Source organism: Paraburkholderia fungorum, from assembly GCF_046027215.1.
In the GTDB taxonomy this organism is placed as follows: Bacteria; Pseudomonadota; Gammaproteobacteria; order Burkholderiales; family Burkholderiaceae; genus Paraburkholderia; species Paraburkholderia fungorum_D.
On record NZ_JAQQEN010000001.1, the window covers coordinates 2,963,364 to 2,986,019 of the forward strand.

Below are 22,656 nucleotides of genomic sequence, written 5' to 3' on the forward strand. Positions count from 1 at the left end.
GACGAAGAGACGAAAAACACGAACAGACGAAAAGGAGACAAGGTGAAAACGAGACATTGCAAGGCGCTATGCGTCGCTGTCGCGGCACTTTTCGCGCAGGGCGCGATGGCCGATACCACGCTTCACGTCTACGTAGGCGGCGCCAACCGCCCGGACCTGATGCGCAAGATGTTCGATCAGTTCGAGCAGAAGACGCCCGGTGTGAAGGTCGTGATCGAGTCCGGCGGCAGTACCTCGGAGCTTCAGCGGGCATACCTCTCCACGGTGCTGTCCGCGCGCGACTCCAGCCTCGATGTGATGATGATTGATATCGTGAATCCCGCGCAGTATATGCACGCGCAATGGATCGAACCGCTGGACAAGTATCTGGGCAGCGATGCGACGACCATCATGAAATCCTATATGCCGGCCTACGCGAAAGCGAGCGTCGTCGATGGGAAAATTACGTCGCTCCCAGCCTATGCGGATGCGCAGTTCATGTACTACCGCAAAGACCTGCTCGCCAAGTATCACCTGCCCGAACCGAAGACCTGGGATCAGCTTGCGTCGGAGGCGAAGACCGTGCTCGCGGGTGAGCGCGACGCTTCGCTACAGGGACTGTCGATCCAGGGTGCGCCGATCGAAGGCGCCGTGTGTACGTTCCTCACGCCGTACTGGAGCCAGGGCAAGGATTTGATCGACGCGAGCGGCCGCCTCACACTCGACAAGCCGGCCGCCGAGAAAGGCATGAACATGTGGCTCAATCTGGTTGACCAGGGTGTCGTCAAGAAGAACGTCGCGGAGGTGAAGACCCAGGACACCACAACCGATTTCAGAAGCGGCAAGGCGCTATTCGCCGTCAGCTGGGGCATGGTGTGGAGCCACTTCCAGGAGCCCGATTCCGCAGTGAAGGACAAGGTCGGCATCATGCCGATTCCCGCGATGGCTGGGGGCAGCACCGATACGTGCGCTGGCGGCTGGCAATGGGCCGTGTCCGCGTACTCGACGCATAAGAAGGAGGCAGTGGCGCTGGTGCGGTGGATGGCGACGCCCGAGGTCTCGAAGTTTCTTGCCGTCAAGGCGGCGATGATGCCCGCTAACCCGGGCGTCTTTCAGGACGAGGCCGTGCTGCAGTCGGCGCCCTGGTTCACGTCTGCAAAGCCCGTCCTCGAATCGGCGCGAGCACGCCCCGTATCGGACCGCTATGGGGAGATTTCCGATACGGTGCGCACGGCAACCTCCGCGATGCTCGGACGCGCCGTGACGGTGCCCGATGGGATCGACGCAATGGCCGCGCGACTTCGGCGTGTGATGAGATAAAACTGGCCCGCGCGGGTCGATGAAGATCATCGCACCCGCTGCGGCGCCGTTCGGCGTCGTTCGGTGCCGTTACTCGCCGGTCCACTGATACGGGCCAACGTTCCATGTAGAAAGTTGAATGGGTTGACCGAAGAAACCGTTGGTCGCAGTCGGCGCGATATTGGCAAAGATGCCTGTTCCCGCGGCCTGGAATACCGGTTGAGCGAATCCCATGTAAGCGGATGACAATGCCGGACTACCCGAGAGCAACTTGAAGTTGTTCACATAGGACGGCGTAGCCGTGAATGCGGAAGCGGATTCGTTGACGAATTTCGGATCCTGAAGGATTGCGTAGTGGTCGTTCTGATAGGCAGAGGCGGCCGCGCCGTAGAAGACGTTGTTCGACCACGAGGCGGGCAAACTGCCGCTTGTAAGCGAAATCTGTGGGGCGCCGAAGGAAGCGAAGATATTGTTGTAGATCCTCATATTGGTCGCCGCAATCGAGATCGCCTGACTGGCTGTGCTGTTCGCGACGAACGCGTTGTTATAGATCCACACGTCGTCGCTGTTGGCGTTGCCAATAGTACCCATCGTCGCCGGAACATAGGTGCTCGAATAGATGACGCCCGACCCAGCGCTCCGCTGCCCGTCGTTTGCGCTGTAGTTGAACCGGTAAATCACATGATGATTCCCACCCAGCACCTCGAAGCCGGCACCTGAATCGCCGTAATAGGTGTTGTATTCAATGACCACATCGCTATTCGCTGCATCGACGTGAATATTCGAGGAGTCGCCCAGCGCCCCATAAGATCCCGACACAAAATTACTTTCAACCGCTACGTGCTGACTGCCAACGAACCATGCGCCGCTACCGCGATTAAACATGTTGACAGCGGCTGTCGTATTGACAGGTGTCGCCGCTCCGGAATTCGTAATGCTGTTCCCTTGAATAAGAAGATTGTTTACCCGCTGTCCCATCAAGCAGCTTCCGCCATTGTTCGTGCAGGTGTTATTGATAAAACTGGCGTTCTGAATCCCGAGGACCGGAGTACTAATATTGTAGTTGGGGACCGCTGAGATGTCCCCGAAGACCGCGCCGTATCTGCCGTTGTTCGTGAAGGTACTGCCACTGACGACAATATCGCTGATCTGGTATTGCGACGAAGTGTCAACTACACCGATGCCCGCCGTATAAATGGCATCAAGAGTGGTATTCCACGCATAGTTCGTCACCTGGTCGACAAGCAGATTCTGGAACCGGTAGTAGGAAAGATTTCGCAATCCAGTATTCGCAACCCGAATTCCGAATATATTCGTCGTGCCCGCCCCGGCGATACCCGTGTTGTTGTTGCTGATGTGAAGGTTCGTGAATACCAGGTTGTCCTGGTCCTGAACAAGGACGGCCGACTGGAGCATTTTCGCTTGCCCGGTCGCGCCTGCGAGAACAGGAAGGGTGCAAGCCCCCGGGCCGGGATTGTAGGACGAGAAGGTGATGGGATTTCCCGGACTACCCGATCGGGATACGAGTAGTTGACCGGAAAACGTATCGCCACAACGAAAGAGGATCTGATCTCCCGGGTTGAAAGCGCCGCGATTGACCTGCGCCAGTGTCAGCCATGGTGTATTGGCTGACGTCCCGTTGTTCGCATCGTTACCGATTGAACTCACGTAGTACGTCGCCGCATAGCTCGAACCACACCATGCTGCGAGGTTGCAGACTGCCACCGTGGCAATTGTGTTTGATATGGACTTAAGACGCATGAATACCTCCTATAGGCGATTGCTTACACAGTGCGTTGATCAACTACTCCACAATTAGCTGCCCAACCCGGCTGGCTATAGCGTCACTTCTCACCCGCCGAACACGACCGGTGCGACGCGACGAACACTTCGTTTCACATTCAGTAGGCCAGGAGCAGCTTGTAGTTCTGCGGCGTAATCAATTTGAACGGAACGTCGATCGTGTCCGACAACGTCTCGCCCGCTTTCATACGGATCGCTAAATCCACCGCTGACTGCCCTTGTTCCGCCGCGTCCTGATAGACCGTCGCTTTCATGGCGCCTTTGTCCATTTGCGCGAGTCCGTCAGGCGTGGCGTCCACGCCCATGATGAAAATGCTGGCTGGATTTCGGCCTGCCTTGCGCAGCGCGATGATCGCCCCGATTGCCATTTCGTCGTTATTGGCAACCAGTGCATCGATCGTCTTGCCTTCTGCGAGCCATGCCTTGGTGATGTCGAGCGCCCGCGCCCTTGACCAATCGCCTACGTCCTCTGCGACGATATGCATCCCCGGCTGACGCGACAACACGTCCTTGAGTCCTTGTGTGCGCTCCACTGCCGCGGACGTCGCAACGCGCCCAATCAGGATTGCCACGTTGCCTTTACCGCCCAACTGCTGCGTCACGTATTCGCCTTGCAGACGCCCGGCAACGATATCTTTCGAGCCCACGTAACCCAGCCCCTTGTCGATGGCTTCTGTCGTCGGCTTGCGATTCAGATAGACAAGCGGCACGCCCCCAACGCGCGCCTTTTCTGTCATTTCCGATGTCCCGGCCCCGGTCACCGGTACAACGACAAGCGCGGCTACGTGGTCATTCGCGATCATCGAGGCAACCAGTTGATTCTGGTGCGCCTGATCCGATTGCCCGTCGCCGAACACTGGCTTCCATCCCCGCTTGCGTGCCTCTTTCGAGACGGCCTCACGCAGCAGCGTCTGGAAGTTGTCGTCAAATCTGGCCATCACCACGCCCAATCTGGGCTTCGCGGCATCGGTCGTTTGCGCGAATGCGCGCGGAACCCACGCGTTCCAAACCAGCAGAACGGCGGTGACGACAAGTACAAGGTGGAAGCGCTTCATGCCGTCCGCACACTGAAAATGGCCACGAGTGCGGCGAGTTTGTCCGCCTGGTCACGCAACGACGAGGCGGCCGAGGCCGATTCTTCCACGAGCGCTGCGTTTTGCTGCGTAGTCTGGTCGATGTGCTCGACAGCCTCGAGGACCTGCTCCATGTCCCGTTGCTGGACCTGCGACGACGACGTGATTTCGGCGATCAGGGTACTGACATGGCGAATCGCGCCGATGATTTCCGTCATCGATGTCCTCGCCTCGTCGACGAAGCGCCCGCCTGCATCGACACTCTTGACGGAGAATTCGATCAGGTCCTTGATCTCTTTGGCGGCCGCCGCTACGCGCTGCGCGAGTCCGCGGACTTCGCTCGCGACCACCGCGAAACCCCGGCCCTGTTCGCCTGCGCGCGCCGCTTCGACTGCCGCGTTCAGCGCGAGGATGTTGGTCTGAAACGCAATGCCGTCGATAACCCCAATGATGTCCCGGATCTTGTTCGACGATGCCGTAATCCCCTCCATGCTGGTGACAACATGCGAGACCACCTCGCCGCCCCGTTCTGCCGCCACAAAAGCCTGTTGCGAAAGTTCATTGACTTGCGACGCTGTGGCGACCGACTGCGCCGCAGCCTTGCCGAGCTGGTTCATGTAAGCAGCGGTCTGCTGCACGCTGAACGCGACCGTTTCTGTCCGCGTGCTTAGATCGACGTTGCCGGCCGCTATCTCTCCGGATGCGACATTGACCGACTCCACCCCTTCGCGCACCTCCGATATCAGCTTGCTCAGGTGTCCAGACATTTCGGTTAGTGATCTGATCAGCTGTGCCACTTCATCGTTGCCGCGGACGTCTATGTGCAACGTCAGGTCGCCGCGCGCAACGGCCTGAGCGAAATTCATGGCTTCATCGAGCGGCGCCGTGATCGCACGCGACACGATCGTCATCAGCGTCGCTGCGATTACCCCCGCGAGCACAGCGGCAGAGACAATCATGACCATTGAGCGGTTGGCCGCCTTCGTCGCATCGTCTCCCGCGCTCGTGGCAGCGGTCTGGCTTGCTTTCGACAAATCGCTCAGCGCTGCCGACAGGCGCTCGAAGCTCTTCGCGCTGTCCTGCATGATGATTGCGCGCGCCGCATTCGGCGAGGCATTGTCAACTTCGTCCTGAATCGCAGCATCAAGCGCCAGATAGTGGCGCCATTCGGCCATGACGTCCTCGTACATCCTGCGCTCGTTGCCGGCGAATTGCCGTGTGCCGAACGCCGTCAATTGCGAGGACAGATCGGCGATGCTCTTTTGCAATACCGGCAGGATCTGATCGCGTTGATCGTAGCGCACGAGGATATAAGCAAACTCCTTGTTGCGCACCGTTGCTGCGAGGTCGGCAATTCGCTGTGCGTCGAGGGCCGCGGGCATCCACCGCCCGCTTATCGCTTCTGTGTTGGAGGCAATACGCGCGATTTGACCCGCAGCAAATAGACCGACGAGCAGCAGACTTCCCAGAGCAACGGCCAAAACGATCTGCAGTTTGCGGCCGACAGAAACGTGGGAGAGGAATTTCATGGAATCGCGCGCCCTGTTAGTGGGCTGCGGGGATCTTCGGGACGCTTCTTCACGTTGACCTGTTTCGAAATGGGTGGGAACCAACCTGCCCGGGGTAACCGGGCAATCAGTTAGCGCTAACGCAAGTTTCTGTTAGCGCTCCCATGAAGTCAAACGAAAAAGCCTACGGGTTTCCCTGGGTGCAACGAAGAAGGAAAATGCCTGGATCAGACGACTAAAGATCGCGCGTCGATCACACAGAATCGAAGTGCGCTCCTGGGAGCGCACTTCGCAATGACTCGCGTTAGTGACCGACGTAAATCGACTTCAAGCCCACGTTAGCTGCGGGATTCAGATCGGTGGCGGAAAGCGTGCCCGCGTACGTGCCAACATGATTGCGGGCCGGGTTGGTATGGACCTGCGCGGAATCCGGACCGACAACCTCATACGCGATCGTCTCAACTTGCGTCTCAGTGACATTCACGACCGGTTCGGCAAACGCCACCGTCGGCAAGACAAACACGGCGGCGAGTAGTGTGGAGCGAAAAAGTGTGTTCATGATGACTCTCCTGCGGACATTTAGCTTCGATCTGGGTCGGAGGCTCCGTGGCCCATGAAAGCTATAGTAAGCGCGGAGAATTAGGTCAAAGTGAGCAACGCATGCTCATGCGCTCATGCCTTTCACTCAACGCAAGTGCCAATGCGCACTTCAGTTCAGTTCAGTGTTATGCAATGCAGAGTGTCAGCTTAGCCTGATGCCGAGCCAGGATTGCGCCTGCAAACCTGGCAACGAACGAGCTTGCAACAAGCCGCCGTGAAACGGGTACGCAGCGTACCGGAGCAAACAGGGCGTTCACAGCGGCGGCTATGCTGACCAGTCGCAATCAGAAACGGTGAATGATGCCCCCCGCTACCGTCACCATGCTGCGCGACGACGACGGCGATGAATTGAATCCGTCACCAATGGAGGGCGTCGCGGAAATGATGGCAACGCCGTTCGAACCCAGAGTTTGTCCATTCGCTCTCTGATAGGCCTGCACCATGTAGAGACCCGTCCGCTTGGAGAGGCTATAGTATTCCGCCAGCGAGCCTTGCTGATACTGCGCGCCGCTCGTGATTCCATTTGCCTTGCTTGCACGCGTGTAGCTGTAGCCACCGGCGAAGTCCCATTCCGCTCCCACGCGGTAGTGCACCACTGCGCCAAACGTATTCCATACTGCTTGCGACTTGAATGCCGATCCAGTTCCCGGAATGTACTGAACGTTTGAATAGGACACTGAAAGATCGAGGTTAGGCGTAAAGGCATACCCCCCCGTCACAGCGAAGCGGTTTTGCGCCGCGGCTGTCTGGTATCCATTTGTGACGGCCGAGACCCCCTGTTGGCCATTGTTTGTGGCGGTGGAATTCGCGCCCCATGCTCCCCCGCCCAGCGTTGAACTGTTGAAGCGTTCAAACCCGGCGCCGATTCCGAACGGACCCATTTGATATTTCGCACCGGCACTCCAGCTTGAACCCGTATTGAGGCTTCCTGGCGTGCCACCGAGCGCGTACGAAGCGCTGGCCGTGAATCCGTGGATGTCCGGCGTCGTATACAAGGCGGTGTTGTTCGTCTTGTAGTCCGTATCGAAATTGTCGAGGTCTCCAGGGTGGGCGCCGGAGAAGCCCGTCAGTCGGTTGGTCGGCGAATACGGCGCGATCATCCAGTAGTAGGACATATATTGGCGGCCCAGCGTCAAGCTACCGTAGGTCTGGTCCTTCAACCCCACCCATGCCTGTTGAGCGAACATCGCACCCGCAAACTGCGCATTGCCATTTCCAGAATTGAAACGCGACATCAGGTTGAAGATAGCGGACAGGCCGCCACCCAGGTCCTCGCTTCCGCGCATGCCGAATTTGCTGCCTTCCCACAGGCCCGGCGAGAGCTGTACGTTGTGCGCGCCTCCGCTCGTCGAGCCCAGTGAGGTCTGGCTGTTCGAGTAGGCGACACCATTGTCGATCACGCCGTAGAGCGTGACACTGCTTTGTGCATGTGTGATGCCCGGCACAGCGCTGACACACAGTGCCGATACACCCGCAAACAGTCTAATCTTTGCGTTCACAAAAAAATCTCCATCGCTATTTTTTGGTCGGGCCGGCTTTGCGGCCGGCACCTCATTTGAAATTCACTCTTGCACGACGACTGTTAAGGTAGCGCTACCAAACATCGCCGTAAAAAAACGTCAGGGTTCAGGTATCGCTATTGCATCCGGAATGCCGAACGAGTGTGATAGCCATCAGCACGCCTCTTTTTCGATCTGTTCGAGACTCAGTCCTGCTGTTTCCCTGAGACGATAGAGCGCGAACATGAATGCTACCAGGCAGAAACCCGAAAATACGGCAAACGCGGACGAAGCGCCCATCTCGAGCAAGGCGGGAAAGGTCGATGCGACGATAAAATTCACCAGGAACATGGCAAGCGCGGCGGCAGACATCGTGCGTGCGCGAATCCGCATCGGCAGTAGTTCCGGCATCATCACCCAGACAAGCGGGCCCCAGCTGAATGAGAAAGCGCCTTTGAAAACGGCCAGCGCAGCTACAGCGATAACGCTGCCACTTGCAGTAGCCGGCCCGCCGAAATGGAATACGCAACCCAGCGTAGCCATGCTCAGCGCCATTACGAGCGCACCGCCGATCAGAAGCGGCCGGCGGCCGACACGATCGACCACGCGTGCCGCAAAGATCGTCATGATGATCGACAATACCCCGAGCCCCACGCTGTTCAGCAACGCCGCCGATTCACCAAAGCCCGCTGCGCGCAGAATCGTGGGCGCGTAGTAGACGATTGTGTTGATACCCAGTGCCTGCTGCAGCATGGCCAATCCAAACACACTGATCAGTGTCGGACGGAGTGCTTTCGATTTCAGCACGTCGATCAGACGGACCGTGGTCGAGGTGTCGTTAGCCTGTTGAATCTCGCGCAACGATTCGGCGGCATCCTCCGGCGTGTTCGTAATTTCCAGCACACGGCGCGCTTCGCTAACGCGGCCCTGACGCACGAGCCAACGCGGCGAGTCCGGCTGAAAGATCATGCCGATTGTCAGAAAGATGGACGGCACAGCCGCGAGACCCAGCATCCAGCGCCATTGTCCATGTGCTGACAGCAGATAGCACAGCACATACGAAATCAGAATGCCCGTCGCGATCGCCAACTGATTCATCGACGCAAGTCCGCCACGAATATGCTTCGGCGCAATTTCGGACAGATAGAGCGGCACCTGCACGGTCGATACGCCGATCGTAATGCCGATCAGCACCCGCGCGATGATCAGCGTCATCGGATCGGGCGCAAGCGCGGACAGAACCGACGTTACAATGAACATCACACCCGCGCCGATCAGCATCTTGCGTGGACCATGGCGATCCGCAAGCCGCCCTGTGCCGAACGCGCCGATCATCGCGCCGAGCAGCAGTCCGCCCACCACCATGCCCTGCAGATGCGCATTGAGCGTCATGTCCTTGCGGATAAACAGCAACGCTCCTGCGATCACCCCGCTGTCATAGCCAAAAAGAATGCCGCCAAGGGCGCCGAATAGATAGGCAATTCGCGCGCGACTGCGCGACCTCGCCGGGAAATAAGCTAGCGTTTCGGTATCCATCTGTTGTCTCGCTCGTATGTTATTTGTGGGCTCGTCGCCCCTGAAATGCGCTGCAACTGCAGTTTTCTACTCGCGCCAGGCGCGGTCCGCACCTGCAATGGTCTCCTCCAGAAAAGAAGCATTGGGGACACTACGCTTATCCGTCCCGCAACCTGCTCGCTATCCAACCACCGACACCTGCGCGAGGCCGGCGTCCACAATCATGTTCTGACCCGTAACGGCCGCCGACTGGTCCGACGCAAGAAACAGCACCATGTCGGCGATATGCTTCGTCTGGACCGGGAATTTCAGACACTGTAATTCGACGAAGCGCTTCGCGTCAGCCGAATCGAACCATAGCGCCTCTTGCCGCGCGGTGAGTACGGGGCCTGGCAACACCGCGTTGACACGAATGTTGTCGCCGCCCAACTCGCGCGCGAGCGTGCGCGAAATGCCGCTGATCGCCGCCTTCGCCGCCGTATAGGCAATCAGATTAGGCCGCCCGCGCAACCACGAAATCGAACCCAGGTTGATGATCGAGCCGCCGCCTTCACGGGCCATTGCTGGCGCGACGCGCTGCGCCGCGAACACGTGATGCGTGAGATTCGTGCGGATCATGTCTTCCCAGCGTTCGGGCGTCAGATCCTGCAGCGCGCACCGGTCGTCGCGACCCGCGTTGTTGACGAGTACGCGGATCGGTCCAAGCGCCTCGGCGGCCGCGTCGAGCGTCTGCCTGTAAGCCTCTACATCGCGAATGTCGCAACGCGCGAACCACGGACGCGATGCCGCCGGATATCGCTCGCACAAGGCGAGACCGGCCGCTTCATCGAGATCGCAGAACGCGACACGCGCCCGTTGCGCAACGAACGCATCCACGAATGTTGCGCCGATTCCCGACGCGCCGCCCGAGACGAACACAACCGTGTTCTCCAGCGAAGAATAGATCGTGCTCATCAGTAGGCCACCGCCATCGGCGTCGTGTCGGTGTGTCCCTTCATGCGGGCGAGCACCGACTTCGCCTGCTGCATCATGAACACGAGATCGGAGCCGACGGCCACGTAGTCGTAGCCCATCTCGACGAAACCCTTGACCATCTCCGGCGTCGGGCCAAGGGTACCGATGGGTATGCCGACCGCGCGGGCACGCTGCGCCGCCGATCGCATTAACGCCTGCACGCGTTCGTCCTGCAGGTTGCCGATACTGCCCAGCGCCGCGGACAGATCACCCGGGCCGATGAACAACGCGTCGACACCCTCCACTGCAGCAATTTCTTCGAGGTTTTCAATGGCCTCGGGTGTTTCAAGCTGCACGATACATGTAGTGAGCTCGTTGGCGAACTTGCTGTAATCGCTGAACGTGCCATAGCGGCTCGCGCGATGCACGCCCGCAAAACCCCGCTGTCCGAGCGGCGGGTACTTCGCCGACGCAACGATCCGGCGCGCCTCGTCGGCGCTCTGCACGTACGGAAACATCAACGTACGCGCGCCTAGATCGAGTGCCCGCTTGACGAGCACGGGATCGTCGCTTCCCGCCACGCGCACGATAGGCACGGCCGGCGTGCAATCGACGGCCTGCAGCATCTGCCATGCGTCGCGAAAATCGATGGGGCCGTGCTCCATATCGATCAGTAGCCAGTCGAAGCCGGCATGGCCAAGCGCCTCCGCATTGCTCGCCGTGCCCGCCATCAACCAGGTACCGAGTGGCGGCGTGGAGCGATCGAGCAACGCCAGAAACGCGTTCACTTCGGGTGGGTGCTTGCTCATCGTGAAACCTCTGCTATTAGTAGATCGAGGGCTCGACTGGCTCGTGCCAGCCCGCCAGAAAATCAAAGTCGCACCCTTCGTTTGCCTGGGTGACGTGTTCGAGAAAGATCTTCGTGTAGCCGCGCGGGGGCATTTTCACGGCCGGCTGCCACTGAGCGCGCCGCTGCGCCAGTTCCTCGTCGGAAAGACGCACGTCCAGCCGTCCGGCGGCGACGTCCAGTTCGATCACATCGCCGGTGCGGATCAGGGCGAGCGGACCGCCGACTGCCGCCTCAGGTGCTACGTGCAGCACGCATGTGCCGTAGTGCGTGCCGCTCATGCGCGAATCCGAAATGCGCACCATGTCGCGCACGCCTTTGTTCAGCAGCTTTTTAGGAATCGGCAGATTGCCCCATTCCGGCATGCCCGGCCCGCCAAGCGGACCGCCGTTGCGCAGCACGAGTACCGTGTTTTCGTCGACGTCCAGATCGGGGTCGTCGATGCGCGTATTCAGGTCCGCCATGGAATCGAATACCAGCGCGCGGCCACTGTGTTTGAGAAAATGCTCGCTCGCGGCGCTCGGCTTGATCACGGCGCCTGACGGCGCGAGATTGCCGCGCAGCACGGCAAGCGCGCGTGCCGCGCTGACGGGCTGCGAGAGCGGGCGAACGACGTCGTCGTCCTCGCATAGCGCGCCTTCGAGGTTGTCGCCGAGCGTATGGCCGTTCACCGTCATGCATTCCAGCGAGAGTCGGTCGTGAATGCGCTGTAGCAGGGCCAGAAGGCCGCCTGCATAGTAGAAGTCTTCCATCAGGCTGGAGCCTGACGGCAGCACGTTGGCCAGCACCGGCACGCCCGCGCCAAGCCGCTGGATATCGTCGAGCGTGAGTGGCACATTGCCCCGCCCCGCAATCGCGATCAGATGGATAGCGGCGTTCGTCGAGCCACCGATCGCCATATAGGCGGCGACTCCATTAGCGACGGTCTTTTCGTTGAAGAACGTGGAGGGCTTCAGGTCTTCCCACACCATGTCGACGACACGCGCGCCGCTTTTCGACGCCATGCGCGTATGCGCCGAATCCATTGCCGGGATGCTCGCCGCGTTAGGCAACGTGAAGCCCATGGCTTCCGCGATCAACGTCATCGTGCTCGCGGTGCCCATTGTGTTGCAGGTGCCAGGCGTGCGCGACATGTGCGATTCCAGTGCGATCCACTCGCGCCCGCTCAGATGTCCCGACTGCCGTTCGTCCCAGAACTTGCGCGTATGCGTGCCCGCGCCGACTTTCTCGCCACGATACCGGTCGTTGAGCATCGGCCCTGCCGGCACGAAAATACACGGCAGGTCAGCACTCAGCGCGCCCATCAGCAGGCCTGGGACCGTCTTGTCGCACCCTCCCAGCAGCACGGCACCGTCGATGGGCAGTGAACGCAGCAGTTCCTCAACCTCCATCGCGAGGAAATTGCGGTAGATCATCGTCGTCGGCTTGACGAGCACCTCGCCGAGCGACATGGCCGGCAACTCGAACGGCATGCCGCCCGCCTGGAGAATGCCGCGCTTGACCGCTTCCGCCCGTTCGCGCAAATGCGCGTGGCATGGCGAGAGATCGCTCCACGTATTGATGATTGCAATCACGGGGCGCGACATGAATTCTTCGCGCCGTAAGCCCATCTGCTGCAGCCGCTGCCGGTGAGCAAACGAACGGGTGTTGTCGGGCGCGAGCCATCGCTGGCTACGGAGATCTTCGAGACGCTTTCGCTCTTTCTTCACTTGTGACCTGCTTCGATTGAAGAGACCCGGCGAACATCGTCGAGTCCTTGTTACGTTTATGTTAGCGCTACTTTGCGATAGTATTAGTTAGCGCTAATTCCAAGTCAACCAAACCTCGTTAAGGATTTCCCTGGTCATGAGTCAGTCAGTCCGCAAGCGGCGCGGGTCCGGTCGCACCACACTGCATTACGTCGCAGAACTGGCGAACGTCTCGGCGATGTCGGTCTCGCGATACTTCAACAGCAAGGACAGCGTCAGTCCCGACATGCAAAAGCGCATCAGCGCCGCCATCGAACAGACGGGCTACGTTCGCAACGTATTTGCGGGCTCGCTCGCTTCCGCGCGCGGCCGCTCGATCGGCATGGTGATTCCGCACATCGCAGGCGGCGTGTATGCGGAGACCATTCAGGCCGTGACGGACACCTTGCGTCCGTTCGGGTACCAGTTATTGCTTGCGTCGAGCAACTATTCGACGGAAGAGGAGGAAGCGGCCGTCCGCGCGTTCATCGGCTGGGCGCCCGCGGCGATCATCCTCACCGGGCAGAAGCGCTCGCGCAAAACCACCGAACTGCTCGCGAACGCCCGCATCCCGGTCGTCGAGACATGGGCGCACAAGGCCAAACCGCAGCATATTCAGGTGGGGTTCTCGAATCCGGCGGTGGGCCGGGACAGCACGCGCTATCTTTACGAGCGCGGTTATCGCCGCATCGTGTTCGTGCATCCGCATCGCGCCGACGACGTGGGCGCAAACGACCGTGCACACGGCTACGAAGCGGCGATGCGCGAGCTGGATCTGCCGCCCGTCACGTTCCGCCCCCAATCCGAGATCCCGCTGGACGCGGGCATTGAAGCGTTCCAGACGCTCACGAGCGGCCGCAATCCGGCCGAAGCCATCATCTTTCCGAACGACAACCTTGCCGCTGGCGCGCTGCTCCACGGCCTGCGACAGAAGATTGCAATCCCGCAGACCTGCGCCGTAATGGGCTTTGGCGATCTGTCGATCGCCGATAAGCTCGTGCCGTCGTTGACGACCGTGCGGCCGCCGCGCTATGAAATGGGCAAGATCGCTGCGTTGCGCGTGATCGAATTGCTGCGCATGCTCGACGAGGACATGCCAGCCGATACGATTGAACGCAACACGCTGCTGTCGTATGAAATCGTCCAGCGCGAAAGCGCGTGACGCTCATTCGGATGGGGCAGGCGCACTGCGTTTCTCGACAAGCCCCGGCACGGGCACGCGCATCGCAAATACGCCGCCCGATTGCGGATACTGTTCGATCTCGCTGGCGGGACGGCCCTGGCGCGCGGTGGTGACATAGAGCGTGCGCAGGTCGTCGCCGCCGAACGTGCACATGGTCGGGCAGCGCGCGGGCAGTTCAAACGCCTCGACCACCTTGCCTTCCGGTGAGATGCGAACCACCCGCCCGCCTTCATACAACGCCGACCAGTAGTACCCTTCGCTATCCACCGAGGCGCCATCGGGACGCCCGCGATCCGTCAGCGTCGGCTCGAACTTGACCCAGTCCTCACGCGGCCCGGCCTCGCCGGTTTCGATATCGTACGCATGCCGGTAGATCGTGAAGCGCGGCGTATCCGAGTGATAACACCACCGGTAGTCCGGACTGAACGCCATGCCGTTCGACGTGAGCAGGCCCGTGTCGATCGTTGTCAGCGCGCCGTTTGCGTAGCGATACAGCGCCGCCGCACTGGCTGCCTTCGGCTCATCGAGCGTACCGAGCCAGAAGCGGCCACGCGCGTCACAGCGGCCGTCGTTGAAGCGGCTGGTCGCAGGATTCTCGGGATTCGCGCAGAGCTTGCGCACCACCTGCCCGTTTGCATCGAGCAGAAAGATGCCCGTGCGCATGCCGGCGACAAAACCGCCGTCTTCGGTCAGCGAAAAGCACGCAATGTTTTCGGGCGTCGGAATCGCGGTGTCCTGCCCGGTCGCAGGATCGAAGCAATGCAGCGCCGGGGCCTGAATATCGACCCACCAGAGCTTCGCTCGGCGCTCGTCCCAGCGCGGACATTCGCCGAGCGCGGCGGCAGCGGGCAATACACATTCGAAGGTTTGCATGATTCGGGCTCCTCTCTTACGTCACTTTCAATTAGGACGTGTGCGGTTCACACGCCCATGTCCATTTCCAGTTTGACCGCATCGCCGCGATAGATCACATCCGCGTAGTAGACGACGACACCGTTCGCGTCGTTGAACACACGCTGCACGCGCGCGACCGGCGAATCGACGGGGATCCGCAGGAGATGCGCGGTATCGGCGTCGGCGGTGCCGATAGTCAGCGTTTGATGGGCCCGGCTCATTGGCTTCGGCTTCATCTCCATCAGGATCGGAATGACCGTTTCCTTGCGAAAACGCGCGCGCGCCCGCGCAAAAATCCGCTCGTCCAGATACAGCGCAATCACGCAATACGGTTCGCTGCCGGTCGAATGCACGCGCTTCATGTAGGTGTACGCGCGAGCGAGTGCGCCGTCGCTTTCGCGGATCGGCGGCATCCGGCTGTTTTCGTCGATCGTCAGCAACTCGGGGGTGCTCGCGCGATAGGTATCGGCCAGCGCATCGAGGCTCGTCACCACATGCACGGATCGGAGTGACGCGGCCGGCGCGCTGACGAAGGTGCCGCGGCCTCGCATGGGCGTCAACGCGCCATCCTTCGTCAGCATTTGCACTGCCTGGCGGGCCGTCACGCGCGCCACGCTGAATTCGGCAGCAATCTGTTCGAGAGTCGGGATCAGTTCGCCGTCGCGCCATATGCCGCGCGCAATGCGGTCGCGCATGGCATCGGCAATCTGCAGGTAGAGCGGGATCGGACTGGATGTGGATGACCGCATGATTAACGCGCTGTGGACGAACAAAACCGAATCTTACGCCGGTACCCCATCTCGCCCGATCCACATTTGATGTTGAAGTTGATCGAACTTATAAAGTATTATAAACCATACTTTACAACCTTATGTCGGCTGCGACGTTTGCGACCGGTCCGACGACCCGTGAAAATATAGTGATGCCCTACCCTCAGCACGACCACCCGAACCTCTCGCCCATCGCCATCGAGCGGGTCGAGGCCTACGTTTTGCGCTGCCCGATCGCAACACCCGTTCAGACTTCGTTTGGCGTCATGCGTGATCGCCCTGCGCTGTTCGTCGAGGTCGTCGCCCGTGATGGCACGTCCGGCTGGGGCGAAGTGTGGTGCAACTTCCCTTCTTGCGGAGCCGAGCATCGCGCGGCGCTGGTGCAGACCGTATTTGCCCCACTGCTCGAAGGACAGCTCGTCGGGCATCCCGCCGCGATGTTCGAACATTTGACACAACGTACGGCCGTTCTCGCACTGCAATCCGGCGAGCATGGCCCCATCGCACAGGCCATCGCGGGCATCGACCTCGCGTTATGGGATCTGCAGGCCCGGCGCGCCGGTCTGCCGCTCTGGCGACTGCTGGGTGGCACGCGCGACGAGATTGGTGTCTATGCAAGCGGCCTGAATCCGACGGGCGCGGAATTGATCGTGGCCGATCACCTCGCGCGCGGCTTCGACACCTTCAAGCTGAAAGTTGGCTTCGGACGGCAGCGCGATGAGGACAATCTGAAGGTACTGCGCGAGATCATCGGCCCGGAACACCGCCTGATGGTCGACGCCAATCAGGCGTGGGATCTCGACACCGCACTGTCGATGGCCGAGCTGCTCGACAGCTATCGTCCCGGATGGCTCGAAGAGCCGCTGCGCTGCGACCGCCCCATCACCGAGTGGCAGACATTGAGTGCGCGGATCGCCACCCCGCTCGCGGCAGGCGAAAACTTTGCGAACGACGCCGCGTTCAAGGCTGGCATCGCCAGCGGCGCACTGAGCGTGATTCAACCCGACGCCGCCAAGTGGGGTGGCATTTCCGGCAACTGGCCCGTTACGCAAGCGGTGCAGGCGGTGGGCCTCACGTATTGCCCGCATTACCTCGGCGCGGGAGTGGGTCTGCTTGCGTCGGCGCATCTGCTCGCTGCAGCGGGCGACAGCGGCGGACGCGGTCTGCTCGAAGTCGATGCCAATCCCAACCCACTGCGTTCCCTGTTATCGGGGCCGATCGAAAAACCTGTCGGCGGACGCGTGCGTCTTGGCGAAGCACCGGGCATCGGTATCACACCCGATATCGCGTCACTGCGCCGCGAGATTGCGACTGCCGGGTAACTCGACCGCACGCCGGCCTTTCTATTTCTACCTACGTGAACATTCAATGAGCGCCTCGCCTTCCTATTCCGATACCCAACTCTTCATCGACAACACCTGGCGCACCACCTCGCGCATGCTGCCTGTGGTCAATCCCGCAACGGAGATCGAAATCGGTCATGTGTCGATGGCGCAAGCGAGCGACCTTGACGAGGCAGCCGAGGCCGCATTGCGCGGCTTCAGGATCTGGCGCAAGGTCCCGGCGTTTGAACGCAGCGCACTCATGCGCCGCGCGGCACAGCTGATGCGCGAACGTGCCGAACACATCGCCGTCGTCATGACCATGGAACAGGGCAAGCCGCTTGCCGAGTCACGCACCGAAACGCTGGCTGCCGCGGACGTCATCGAATGGTTTGCCGAGGAAGCGCGCCGTACCTATGGCCGCGTGATTCCGTCGCGTGCCGACATGGTCCGGCAGATCGTCACGCGCGAACCTGTCGGCCCTGTCGCCGCATTCACGCCGTGGAATTTCCCGATCAATCAGGCCGTGCGCAAGATTTCCGCCGCGCTGGCGGCCGGCTGCTCCGTCGTGTTGAAAGGCCCCGAGGAAACACCGGCAAGTTGCGCCGCGCTGGTTCGCGCGTTTGCCGATGCCGGCTTGCCGGCCGGCGTGCTCAACCTCGTGTTCGGTGTACCTGCCGACATATCGAACCACCTGATCGGCCACCCCGCCATCCGCAAGATATCGTTCACGGGTTCGACGGCGGTCGGCAAGCTGCTAGCGGCGAAAGCAGGCGTGCATATGAAGCGGGCCACCATGGAACTCGGCGGTCATGCGCCCGCACTGGTCTTCGCCAATGGCAATGTGCCGCGCGCCGCGCAACTGCTTGCGGCCGCAAAATTTCGCAACGCGGGTCAGGTGTGCATTTCGCCGACGCGCTTCATCGTCGAACAGGGTGTGAGCGACGAGTTCGTTGAACACTTTGTTATCGCGGCTCAAGCCATCCGCGTTGGCAACGGCCTGCATGACGGCGTACAGATGGGCGCGCTTGCCAACGAGCGGCGTCTGCACGCGATGGAGCAACTCGTCGCCGATGCGCTCGCGCAAGGCGCGAGGATCGCCACGGGCGGCAAACGATGGGGACGCGAAGGCTACTTCTTCGAGCCGACCTTGTTGATCGATGTGCCGCAATCCGCCCGCATCATGAACGAAGAGCCTTTCGGCCCGATCGCGGCCATCTCGACTTTCCGCACCTACGACGAAGCCATCGCCGAAGCCAACCGCCTGCCCTTCGGCCTGGCTGCGTATGCATACACGAGCTCGGCGGCCACGGTGGCGTCGCTCGGCGACGATATCGAAAGCGGCATGATCTCGATCAATCACCACGGACTTGGAATGCCCGAAACGCCGTTTGGTGGAATCAAGGATTCCGGATATGGATCGGAAGGCGGAAGCGAGGCGCTAGAGGCGTATCTGAATACGAAGTTCGTTTCCGAGCATCGTTGAGGCCGTCCGCGCCCTCGCAATGATACCGATACGGGGGCGCGGGTTCGGTGGTTCGTTACCCGTCGGCCTGACGTTGATCACCGCGTAATACGCGGCCGGTCATGGGCTTGCGTGAGTACGAATCGCCGGTTGTTGACGGGTACGCTCCTGCTTCGCGGGCTCCGAGGTCGTCGCAACCATTACCGCACGGCTCGTGCAACGCGCAACGGCGTCGCTGGTCCGCTGCTTCCAGAAGCACCAGCTCGATTCCTGTCCGGCACCGATCACAATGAGATCGGCGTCGAGGTCGTTCGCCGCATTGGCGATTGCGCGGCCGATACTCATGTCTCGCAGCGGCAAGATAACGGTTTGCGCGGGCGTGTCGAGCGCGGCGCGTTCGATTGCATCCTTGCAGTGCTGTTCAACTTCGCGCTCATGCTGATCGAGCGCGACGAGCAGGTCGCCGCAGCCATGCTCGCCCGTCGCCAGCGCCCACCACGGCATCGCGTCCACGATGTGCAACAAGGTAAGCCGCGCGCCATTGTCACGCGCCCGGGCGATGCCCGCCGACAATGCCCCTTCGCTCAGATCCGCGCCAACCGCAACCAGGACGTGCTTGACCATTTCGGATACCTCCATCAATCAGTTGTGTGTTGACTGCATGATCGGTCGCGAAACTTAGCAATGAATGAGCGCCGCTGGGCAGTCTCCGAACGGCGTCTTTCCAGACTTCGTCGTCCTCATTCGGCGCTCATAGTCGAGCGATACGCTTGAAGCGTTACGTCGACTATCATCGATTCAGGGAGCGTCACATGAAGAAGTCGCCAGGATCCACGGCACTCGCGATTGCATTGGCGTGTGCCGCACTGTCGAGTGCCGCACTATCGAGCGCCGCTCAGGCGCGAACCGCGAGCTATCCGCATGAAGCGGCGTGCGTGGCGCCGCCCGCTACGTCATCGATCTATGCGGAGCATCGCGAACAGATCGCCGACACGTCGCGCGGCCCGCTCGCTTACTACCGGTTCGGTCACGGCAGCCCGCTTCTGCTCGTCACCGGCTATCGCGCGACGATGTCCGAATGGGACGCAGCCTTCCTCGCCGAACTCGCGAAACATCATGACGTCATCGTCTTCGACAACCGTGGCATCGGACGGTCGATGCCCAACGCGTCGAGCTTCACGATCCACGACATGGCAAGCGATACGGCCGCATTGATCGACACGCTTGGGTTGACGCACACGACAGTGCTCGGGTGGTCGATGGGCGGCTCGATCGTGCAGCAGCTCGCAATCGACAAGCCTCAGGCGATCGGCAAGATGGTGCTGATGAGCGCGTTGGCGCCAGGCCGAACCGGTGTGCCGGTGCCGGCGCAGATCATGGCGACACTGGCCGGCAAGCCTGGCGTCACGTTCAACGACGTCATGGCCGTTCTGTTCCCGGCATCGAGCGTGCAAGACGCCGAGCGGTGTTTCGCCAAGGATATGTTCAAGCCGGCCGGCTACCAGTCGCCGGCCATTTCCGGCGTGGTCACGAATGGTCAATCCGCCTCGCTGAAAGCGTGGGAAACGGACGATAAAGCCGCCGACGCGCTGCGCCCGGTGCGTGTCGATACGCTGGTGCTGTCGGGTACCGACGACGCCGTCGTCGCCAAAGAGAACGCCGCGGCGCTCATGCGCTTATTGCCCCACGCCCAGCTTCTGCTGGTTAAGCACGCAGGACACGCGATGATGTATCAATACCCGGTCGCGCTCGCGCGGGCGATCGATTCATTTGCGCGCCACTGATGAGTCGCGGTAGGCGCCGCGCCATCCCGCGCGACGCGGACATGCGAGGAGATGAGAAGAGAGGAAAAGGCGTATAAGGAAACGACTTCAAGCCTTGGCGGAATCGCCCAGCATGACGGTCCAGCCGAGGCCGCGCACATTGCGGATAACCGACTGCCCGAACTTCTTGCGCACCGAATGAATCAGCACGTCGACCGCGTTGCTCTCCACTTCCTTACCCCAGCCATATAAGCGGTCTTCCAGCTGATCGCGCGACAGGATCGTGCCGGGGCGCTCGAGAAACGCCAGCATCAACGCGAATTCGCGCGCCGATAGCACCGCCGTCACGCCATTGCAGCATAGCGTGCGCTTGTCGAGATCGAGATTGAGGGAATCGTCGCCGAGGCGCGACACCGCATAGCCCGCCTTGCGGCGCATTACCGCGCGAATGCGGGCAAGCAGTTCGGGAACGTCGAAGGGCTTGAGGACGTAGTCGTCGGCGCCGACGTCGAGGCCTTGCACGCGCGCCTCCAGGTCGTCGCGCGCGGTCAGGATCAGGACTGGCACCTTGTTGCCGGCCGCTCGCGAGGCCTTCAGCAAGTCGATCCCGCTCATGCCCGGCAACCCGAGATCCAGTAGCACGACCGTGTATTCAGCGGCCGCGATCGCCGCGCTGCCGGCGTTGCCGTCGCGCACCCAATCGACGCTGTAGTCCGCGTCCTGCAACGCGCGCAACAGGCTTTGTCCGATCTGCAGGTCGTCTTCAACCAGTAGAACTCGCATGATGTCGTTCCCACAGCAACGAATAGTGTGATTGGCCACGGCGCGAGGAACGGAACACGGGGAACCGTTCCAGGCCGGAGGCCGCTGGTGTAGCCGCTACACGGACACGGGTCAGAAACGCATCATAACTGACGCGTGCCTGTCGCGGCCACCGCCCAAAAGGCGGACGCAATAAGTGAGTCGATGCGGCCTAAGGTGCTGCCGGAAAACCGACCGACGCGACGATCCCCGACGAGCCGTCATGACGATTGCGAAGACTCGCCAGGCCGCCATATTTACTCGCGATCGCCTGAACGATCGACAGTCCGAGACCGCTGCCCTCGATCTGCGTATTCGCCCTGAAAAAGCGGTCGAACACCCGCGGCAGCAGTTCTTCCGCAATGCCGGGCCCTGTGTCGGTCACGTCGATCCAGACCATGTCGTCGCGTACCTGCACGCTCAGATCGACCTTGCCGCCGTCCGGCGTGTAGCGGATCGCGTTGCTGACCAGATTGCGCACGGCACTGCAGACGTCGGCTTCGGCCGCGCGGACAAACGCGCTGGCCATTTCGTCGGCGCCGATATCGATGCCGCGCTTCATCGCGATCGGCAATACTTCGGCCACGGCGTCGACGACCACCTTGGGCACATCGACGCGCGTCAGCGTATCGGCCTGCAGCGCCGCGTCGGCACGCGCAAGCCTGAGCAGTTGCGCGATCAGCCCGCCGCTGCGGGTGATGCCGCTGCGCAACTCGCAAAAGCGCTCCTGGTTGCCGGGCGCGATATGCGGCTGCAGATTGTCCGCCTGCAATTGAAGCGCGGTGAGCGGCGTGCGCAGTTCGTGCGCGGCGTCGGAAATAAACTTTCGTTCGGACTCGATCGATTGTGCGAGCCGATCGATCATCAGATTGATCGAGTTGATGAAAGGACGTATTTCGATCGGCACGCCCGACGTCGAAAGTTGCTGAAAATGACTGACGTCGATCGCCTGCACTTGCGCGCCCAAACGGTTCAGCTTGCGCAACGAGCGGCGCACGACAAGCAGCACGGCAATCCACACCAGCGGCACGAGTACGATCATCGGCCAAAGCGTATTGACCGCACGATCTTCCGCAAGCTCGTGCCGCACCGCCGAGCGTTGCGCGACCTGAATCACCATGGACGGCTCACGCAGTGTATAGATGCGCCACTCTTCGCCGCCAACGGCTTTCGTCACGAAACCCGCCGGGGCCTCGCGCGGCAGCGCCAGGGACGGTTCGGTCGAGCGGTAAGGCGTGGCCTGATCGTCCTTCCAGATCGTAATGACCACGTCGCGCTCCGGTTGCGAGCCGCGCGCGGGAATGGCGGGCAGCGAATCCGCGAATCCGCCGCGCATACGGCCGGCAACCTGTTCGAGCCGAAGGTCGAGCAACGCGCTCATGCCCGCTTTCGACAACTGATACGAACTGACGCCCTGCACCACGCCGACGATGCTGACCAGCACGCAAAGCGCGAGGACAAGCTGGTTTCTTAGAGACTTGATCATGGAGGCGCAGAAAAAGTGTTTCGTCCAACGGTGCTTCGTGGACGCCGGGACACTCGGTGCAACGCGAGAGACGGGCGAGACAGGCTTTTTTGTGAAGCGATTCTACACCCGTGACCGGGCGCGTTCTGGCGTCGAAACGACGGCAACGGCGCGCAGCTCTTTGCTGCG

At 61.1% G+C, this 22,656-nt stretch carries 19 protein-coding genes; 5 read left to right on the forward strand and 14 right to left on the reverse strand.

Annotated features, from left to right (window positions below):
* The first annotated feature begins 42 nt into the window (after window positions 1–42).
* Window positions 43–1,299: an ABC transporter substrate-binding protein gene (locus PQR27_RS13125; RefSeq protein ID WP_408524069.1), complete on the forward strand. Its 1,257-nt coding sequence runs from the start codon at window positions 43–45 to the stop codon at window positions 1,297–1,299.
* Between the two features lie 69 nt (window positions 1,300–1,368).
* Here PQR27_RS13125 and PQR27_RS13130 read toward each other — a convergent pair whose 3' ends face one another.
* The 9 genes from PQR27_RS13130 to araD form a co-directional block, all read right to left on the reverse strand.
* Complete coding sequence (locus PQR27_RS13130; protein WP_408524070.1) at window positions 1,369–3,039, reverse strand: right-handed parallel beta-helix repeat-containing protein; 1,671 nt, start codon at window positions 3,037–3,039, stop codon at window positions 1,369–1,371.
* Window positions 3,040–3,179: 140 nt separating this feature from the next.
* Entirely contained in the window at window positions 3,180–4,136 is a 957-nt protein-coding gene (locus PQR27_RS13135) for a substrate-binding domain-containing protein (RefSeq protein ID WP_408524071.1), read from the reverse strand.
* Window positions 4,133–5,683 carry a methyl-accepting chemotaxis protein gene (locus tag PQR27_RS13140; RefSeq protein WP_408524072.1) on the reverse strand — a complete coding sequence of 517 codons (1,551 nt, stop codon included), beginning with the start codon at window positions 5,681–5,683 and terminating at the stop codon, window positions 4,133–4,135. Before PQR27_RS13140 ends, PQR27_RS13135 begins: the two co-directional genes overlap by 4 nt.
* Before the next feature lie 283 nt (window positions 5,684–5,966).
* Window positions 5,967–6,221, reverse strand: coding sequence for a hypothetical protein (locus tag PQR27_RS13145; protein WP_408524073.1), 255 nt, complete (start codon window positions 6,219–6,221; stop codon window positions 5,967–5,969).
* A gap of 325 nt (window positions 6,222–6,546) precedes the next feature.
* Window positions 6,547–7,761: a porin gene (locus tag PQR27_RS13150; RefSeq protein ID WP_408524074.1), complete on the reverse strand. Its 1,215-nt coding sequence runs from the start codon at window positions 7,759–7,761 to the stop codon at window positions 6,547–6,549.
* A gap of 174 nt (window positions 7,762–7,935) precedes the next feature.
* Entirely contained in the window at window positions 7,936–9,297 is a 1,362-nt protein-coding gene (locus tag PQR27_RS13155; RefSeq protein ID WP_408524075.1) for a sugar porter family MFS transporter, read from the reverse strand.
* A 159-nt stretch (window positions 9,298–9,456) separates the two neighbouring features.
* Window positions 9,457–10,230, reverse strand: a complete 774-nt coding sequence (locus tag PQR27_RS13160; RefSeq protein ID WP_408524076.1) for an SDR family NAD(P)-dependent oxidoreductase — start codon at window positions 10,228–10,230, stop codon at window positions 9,457–9,459.
* Complete coding sequence (locus PQR27_RS13165; protein ID WP_408524077.1) at window positions 10,230–11,039, reverse strand: HpcH/HpaI aldolase family protein; 810 nt, start codon at window positions 11,037–11,039, stop codon at window positions 10,230–10,232. Before PQR27_RS13165 ends, PQR27_RS13160 begins: the two co-directional genes overlap by 1 nt.
* Before the next feature lie 16 nt (window positions 11,040–11,055).
* The gene (gene araD / locus PQR27_RS13170; RefSeq protein ID WP_408524078.1) at window positions 11,056–12,786 is read right to left on the reverse strand and encodes an L-arabinonate dehydratase; all 1,731 of its coding nucleotides are present in this window, start codon (window positions 12,784–12,786) and stop codon (window positions 11,056–11,058) included.
* A gap of 136 nt (window positions 12,787–12,922) precedes the next feature.
* On the opposite strand from araD, the gene PQR27_RS13175 reads away from it, so the two are divergent.
* A complete protein-coding gene (locus PQR27_RS13175; RefSeq protein ID WP_408524079.1) occupies window positions 12,923–13,966 on the forward strand; it encodes a LacI family DNA-binding transcriptional regulator in 1,044 nt (347 codons plus the stop codon).
* 3 nt (window positions 13,967–13,969) lie between these two features.
* On the opposite strand, the gene PQR27_RS13180 is transcribed toward PQR27_RS13175, so the two are convergent.
* Window positions 13,970–14,860, reverse strand: a complete 891-nt coding sequence (locus PQR27_RS13180) for an SMP-30/gluconolactonase/LRE family protein (protein ID WP_408524080.1) — start codon at window positions 14,858–14,860, stop codon at window positions 13,970–13,972.
* A gap of 47 nt (window positions 14,861–14,907) precedes the next feature.
* Window positions 14,908–15,630 carry a GntR family transcriptional regulator gene (locus PQR27_RS13185; protein ID WP_408524081.1) on the reverse strand — a complete coding sequence of 241 codons (723 nt, stop codon included), beginning with the start codon at window positions 15,628–15,630 and terminating at the stop codon, window positions 14,908–14,910.
* A 173-nt stretch (window positions 15,631–15,803) separates the two neighbouring features.
* On the opposite strand from PQR27_RS13185, the gene PQR27_RS13190 reads away from it, so the two are divergent.
* Together PQR27_RS13190 and PQR27_RS13195 are read left to right on the forward strand one after the other, a co-directional pair.
* The gene (locus PQR27_RS13190; protein WP_408524082.1) at window positions 15,804–16,973 is read left to right on the forward strand and encodes a mandelate racemase/muconate lactonizing enzyme family protein; all 1,170 of its coding nucleotides are present in this window, start codon (window positions 15,804–15,806) and stop codon (window positions 16,971–16,973) included.
* Between the two features lie 46 nt (window positions 16,974–17,019).
* Window positions 17,020–18,459 carry an NAD-dependent succinate-semialdehyde dehydrogenase gene (locus PQR27_RS13195; RefSeq protein WP_408524083.1) on the forward strand — a complete coding sequence of 480 codons (1,440 nt, stop codon included), beginning with the start codon at window positions 17,020–17,022 and terminating at the stop codon, window positions 18,457–18,459.
* 99 nt (window positions 18,460–18,558) lie between these two features.
* On the opposite strand, the gene PQR27_RS13200 is transcribed toward PQR27_RS13195, so the two are convergent.
* Window positions 18,559–19,062 (reverse strand): universal stress protein, encoded by a 504-nt coding sequence (locus PQR27_RS13200; RefSeq protein ID WP_408524084.1) that lies wholly within the window; start codon window positions 19,060–19,062, stop codon window positions 18,559–18,561.
* A 188-nt stretch (window positions 19,063–19,250) separates the two neighbouring features.
* Here PQR27_RS13200 and PQR27_RS13205 point away from each other — a divergent pair, with 188 nt between their 5' ends.
* Window positions 19,251–20,222: an alpha/beta fold hydrolase gene (locus PQR27_RS13205; protein ID WP_408524085.1), complete on the forward strand. Its 972-nt coding sequence runs from the start codon at window positions 19,251–19,253 to the stop codon at window positions 20,220–20,222.
* A gap of 87 nt (window positions 20,223–20,309) precedes the next feature.
* On the opposite strand, the gene PQR27_RS13210 is transcribed toward PQR27_RS13205, so the two are convergent.
* Both PQR27_RS13210 and PQR27_RS13215 read right to left on the reverse strand, forming a co-directional pair.
* Window positions 20,310–20,984, reverse strand: coding sequence for a response regulator transcription factor (locus tag PQR27_RS13210; protein WP_408524086.1), 675 nt, complete (start codon window positions 20,982–20,984; stop codon window positions 20,310–20,312).
* A gap of 190 nt (window positions 20,985–21,174) precedes the next feature.
* On the reverse strand, window positions 21,175–22,488 hold the full coding sequence (locus PQR27_RS13215) for an ATP-binding protein (RefSeq protein WP_408524087.1): 1,314 nt from the start codon (window positions 22,486–22,488) through the stop codon (window positions 21,175–21,177).
* Window positions 22,489–22,656 lie beyond the last annotated feature (168 nt).

Excerpts from the sequence above, each read along its gene's own strand:
- PQR27_RS13215 (WP_408524087.1), bottom strand. The coding sequence starts at position 22,488 with ATGATCAAGTCTCTAAGAAACCAGCTTGTCCTCGCGCTTTGCGTGCTG.
- PQR27_RS13160 (WP_408524076.1), bottom strand. The coding sequence starts at position 10,230 with ATGAGCACGATCTATTCTTCGCTGGAGAACACGGTTGTGTTCGTCTCG.
- PQR27_RS13130 (WP_408524070.1), bottom strand. The coding sequence starts at position 3,039 with ATGCGTCTTAAGTCCATATCAAACACAATTGCCACGGTGGCAGTCTGC.
- PQR27_RS13165 (WP_408524077.1), bottom strand. The coding sequence starts at position 11,039 with ATGAGCAAGCACCCACCCGAAGTGAACGCGTTTCTGGCGTTGCTCGAT.
- PQR27_RS13190 (WP_408524082.1), top strand. The coding sequence starts at position 15,804 with ATGCCCTACCCTCAGCACGACCACCCGAACCTCTCGCCCATCGCCATC.
- PQR27_RS13145 (WP_408524073.1), bottom strand. The coding sequence starts at position 6,221 with ATGAACACACTTTTTCGCTCCACACTACTCGCCGCCGTGTTTGTCTTG.
- PQR27_RS13185 (WP_408524081.1), bottom strand. The coding sequence starts at position 15,630 with ATGCGGTCATCCACATCCAGTCCGATCCCGCTCTACCTGCAGATTGCC.
- PQR27_RS13195 (WP_408524083.1), top strand. The coding sequence starts at position 17,020 with ATGAGCGCCTCGCCTTCCTATTCCGATACCCAACTCTTCATCGACAAC.
- PQR27_RS13140 (WP_408524072.1), bottom strand. The coding sequence starts at position 5,683 with ATGAAATTCCTCTCCCACGTTTCTGTCGGCCGCAAACTGCAGATCGTT.
- PQR27_RS13205 (WP_408524085.1), top strand. The coding sequence starts at position 19,251 with ATGAAGAAGTCGCCAGGATCCACGGCACTCGCGATTGCATTGGCGTGT.
- PQR27_RS13155 (WP_408524075.1), bottom strand. The coding sequence starts at position 9,297 with ATGGATACCGAAACGCTAGCTTATTTCCCGGCGAGGTCGCGCAGTCGC.
- PQR27_RS13180 (WP_408524080.1), bottom strand. The coding sequence starts at position 14,860 with ATGCAAACCTTCGAATGTGTATTGCCCGCTGCCGCCGCGCTCGGCGAA.
- PQR27_RS13200 (WP_408524084.1), bottom strand. The coding sequence starts at position 19,062 with ATGGTCAAGCACGTCCTGGTTGCGGTTGGCGCGGATCTGAGCGAAGGG.
- PQR27_RS13210 (WP_408524086.1), bottom strand. The coding sequence starts at position 20,984 with ATGCGAGTTCTACTGGTTGAAGACGACCTGCAGATCGGACAAAGCCTG.
- PQR27_RS13135 (WP_408524071.1), bottom strand. The coding sequence starts at position 4,136 with ATGAAGCGCTTCCACCTTGTACTTGTCGTCACCGCCGTTCTGCTGGTT.
- PQR27_RS13175 (WP_408524079.1), top strand. The coding sequence starts at position 12,923 with ATGAGTCAGTCAGTCCGCAAGCGGCGCGGGTCCGGTCGCACCACACTG.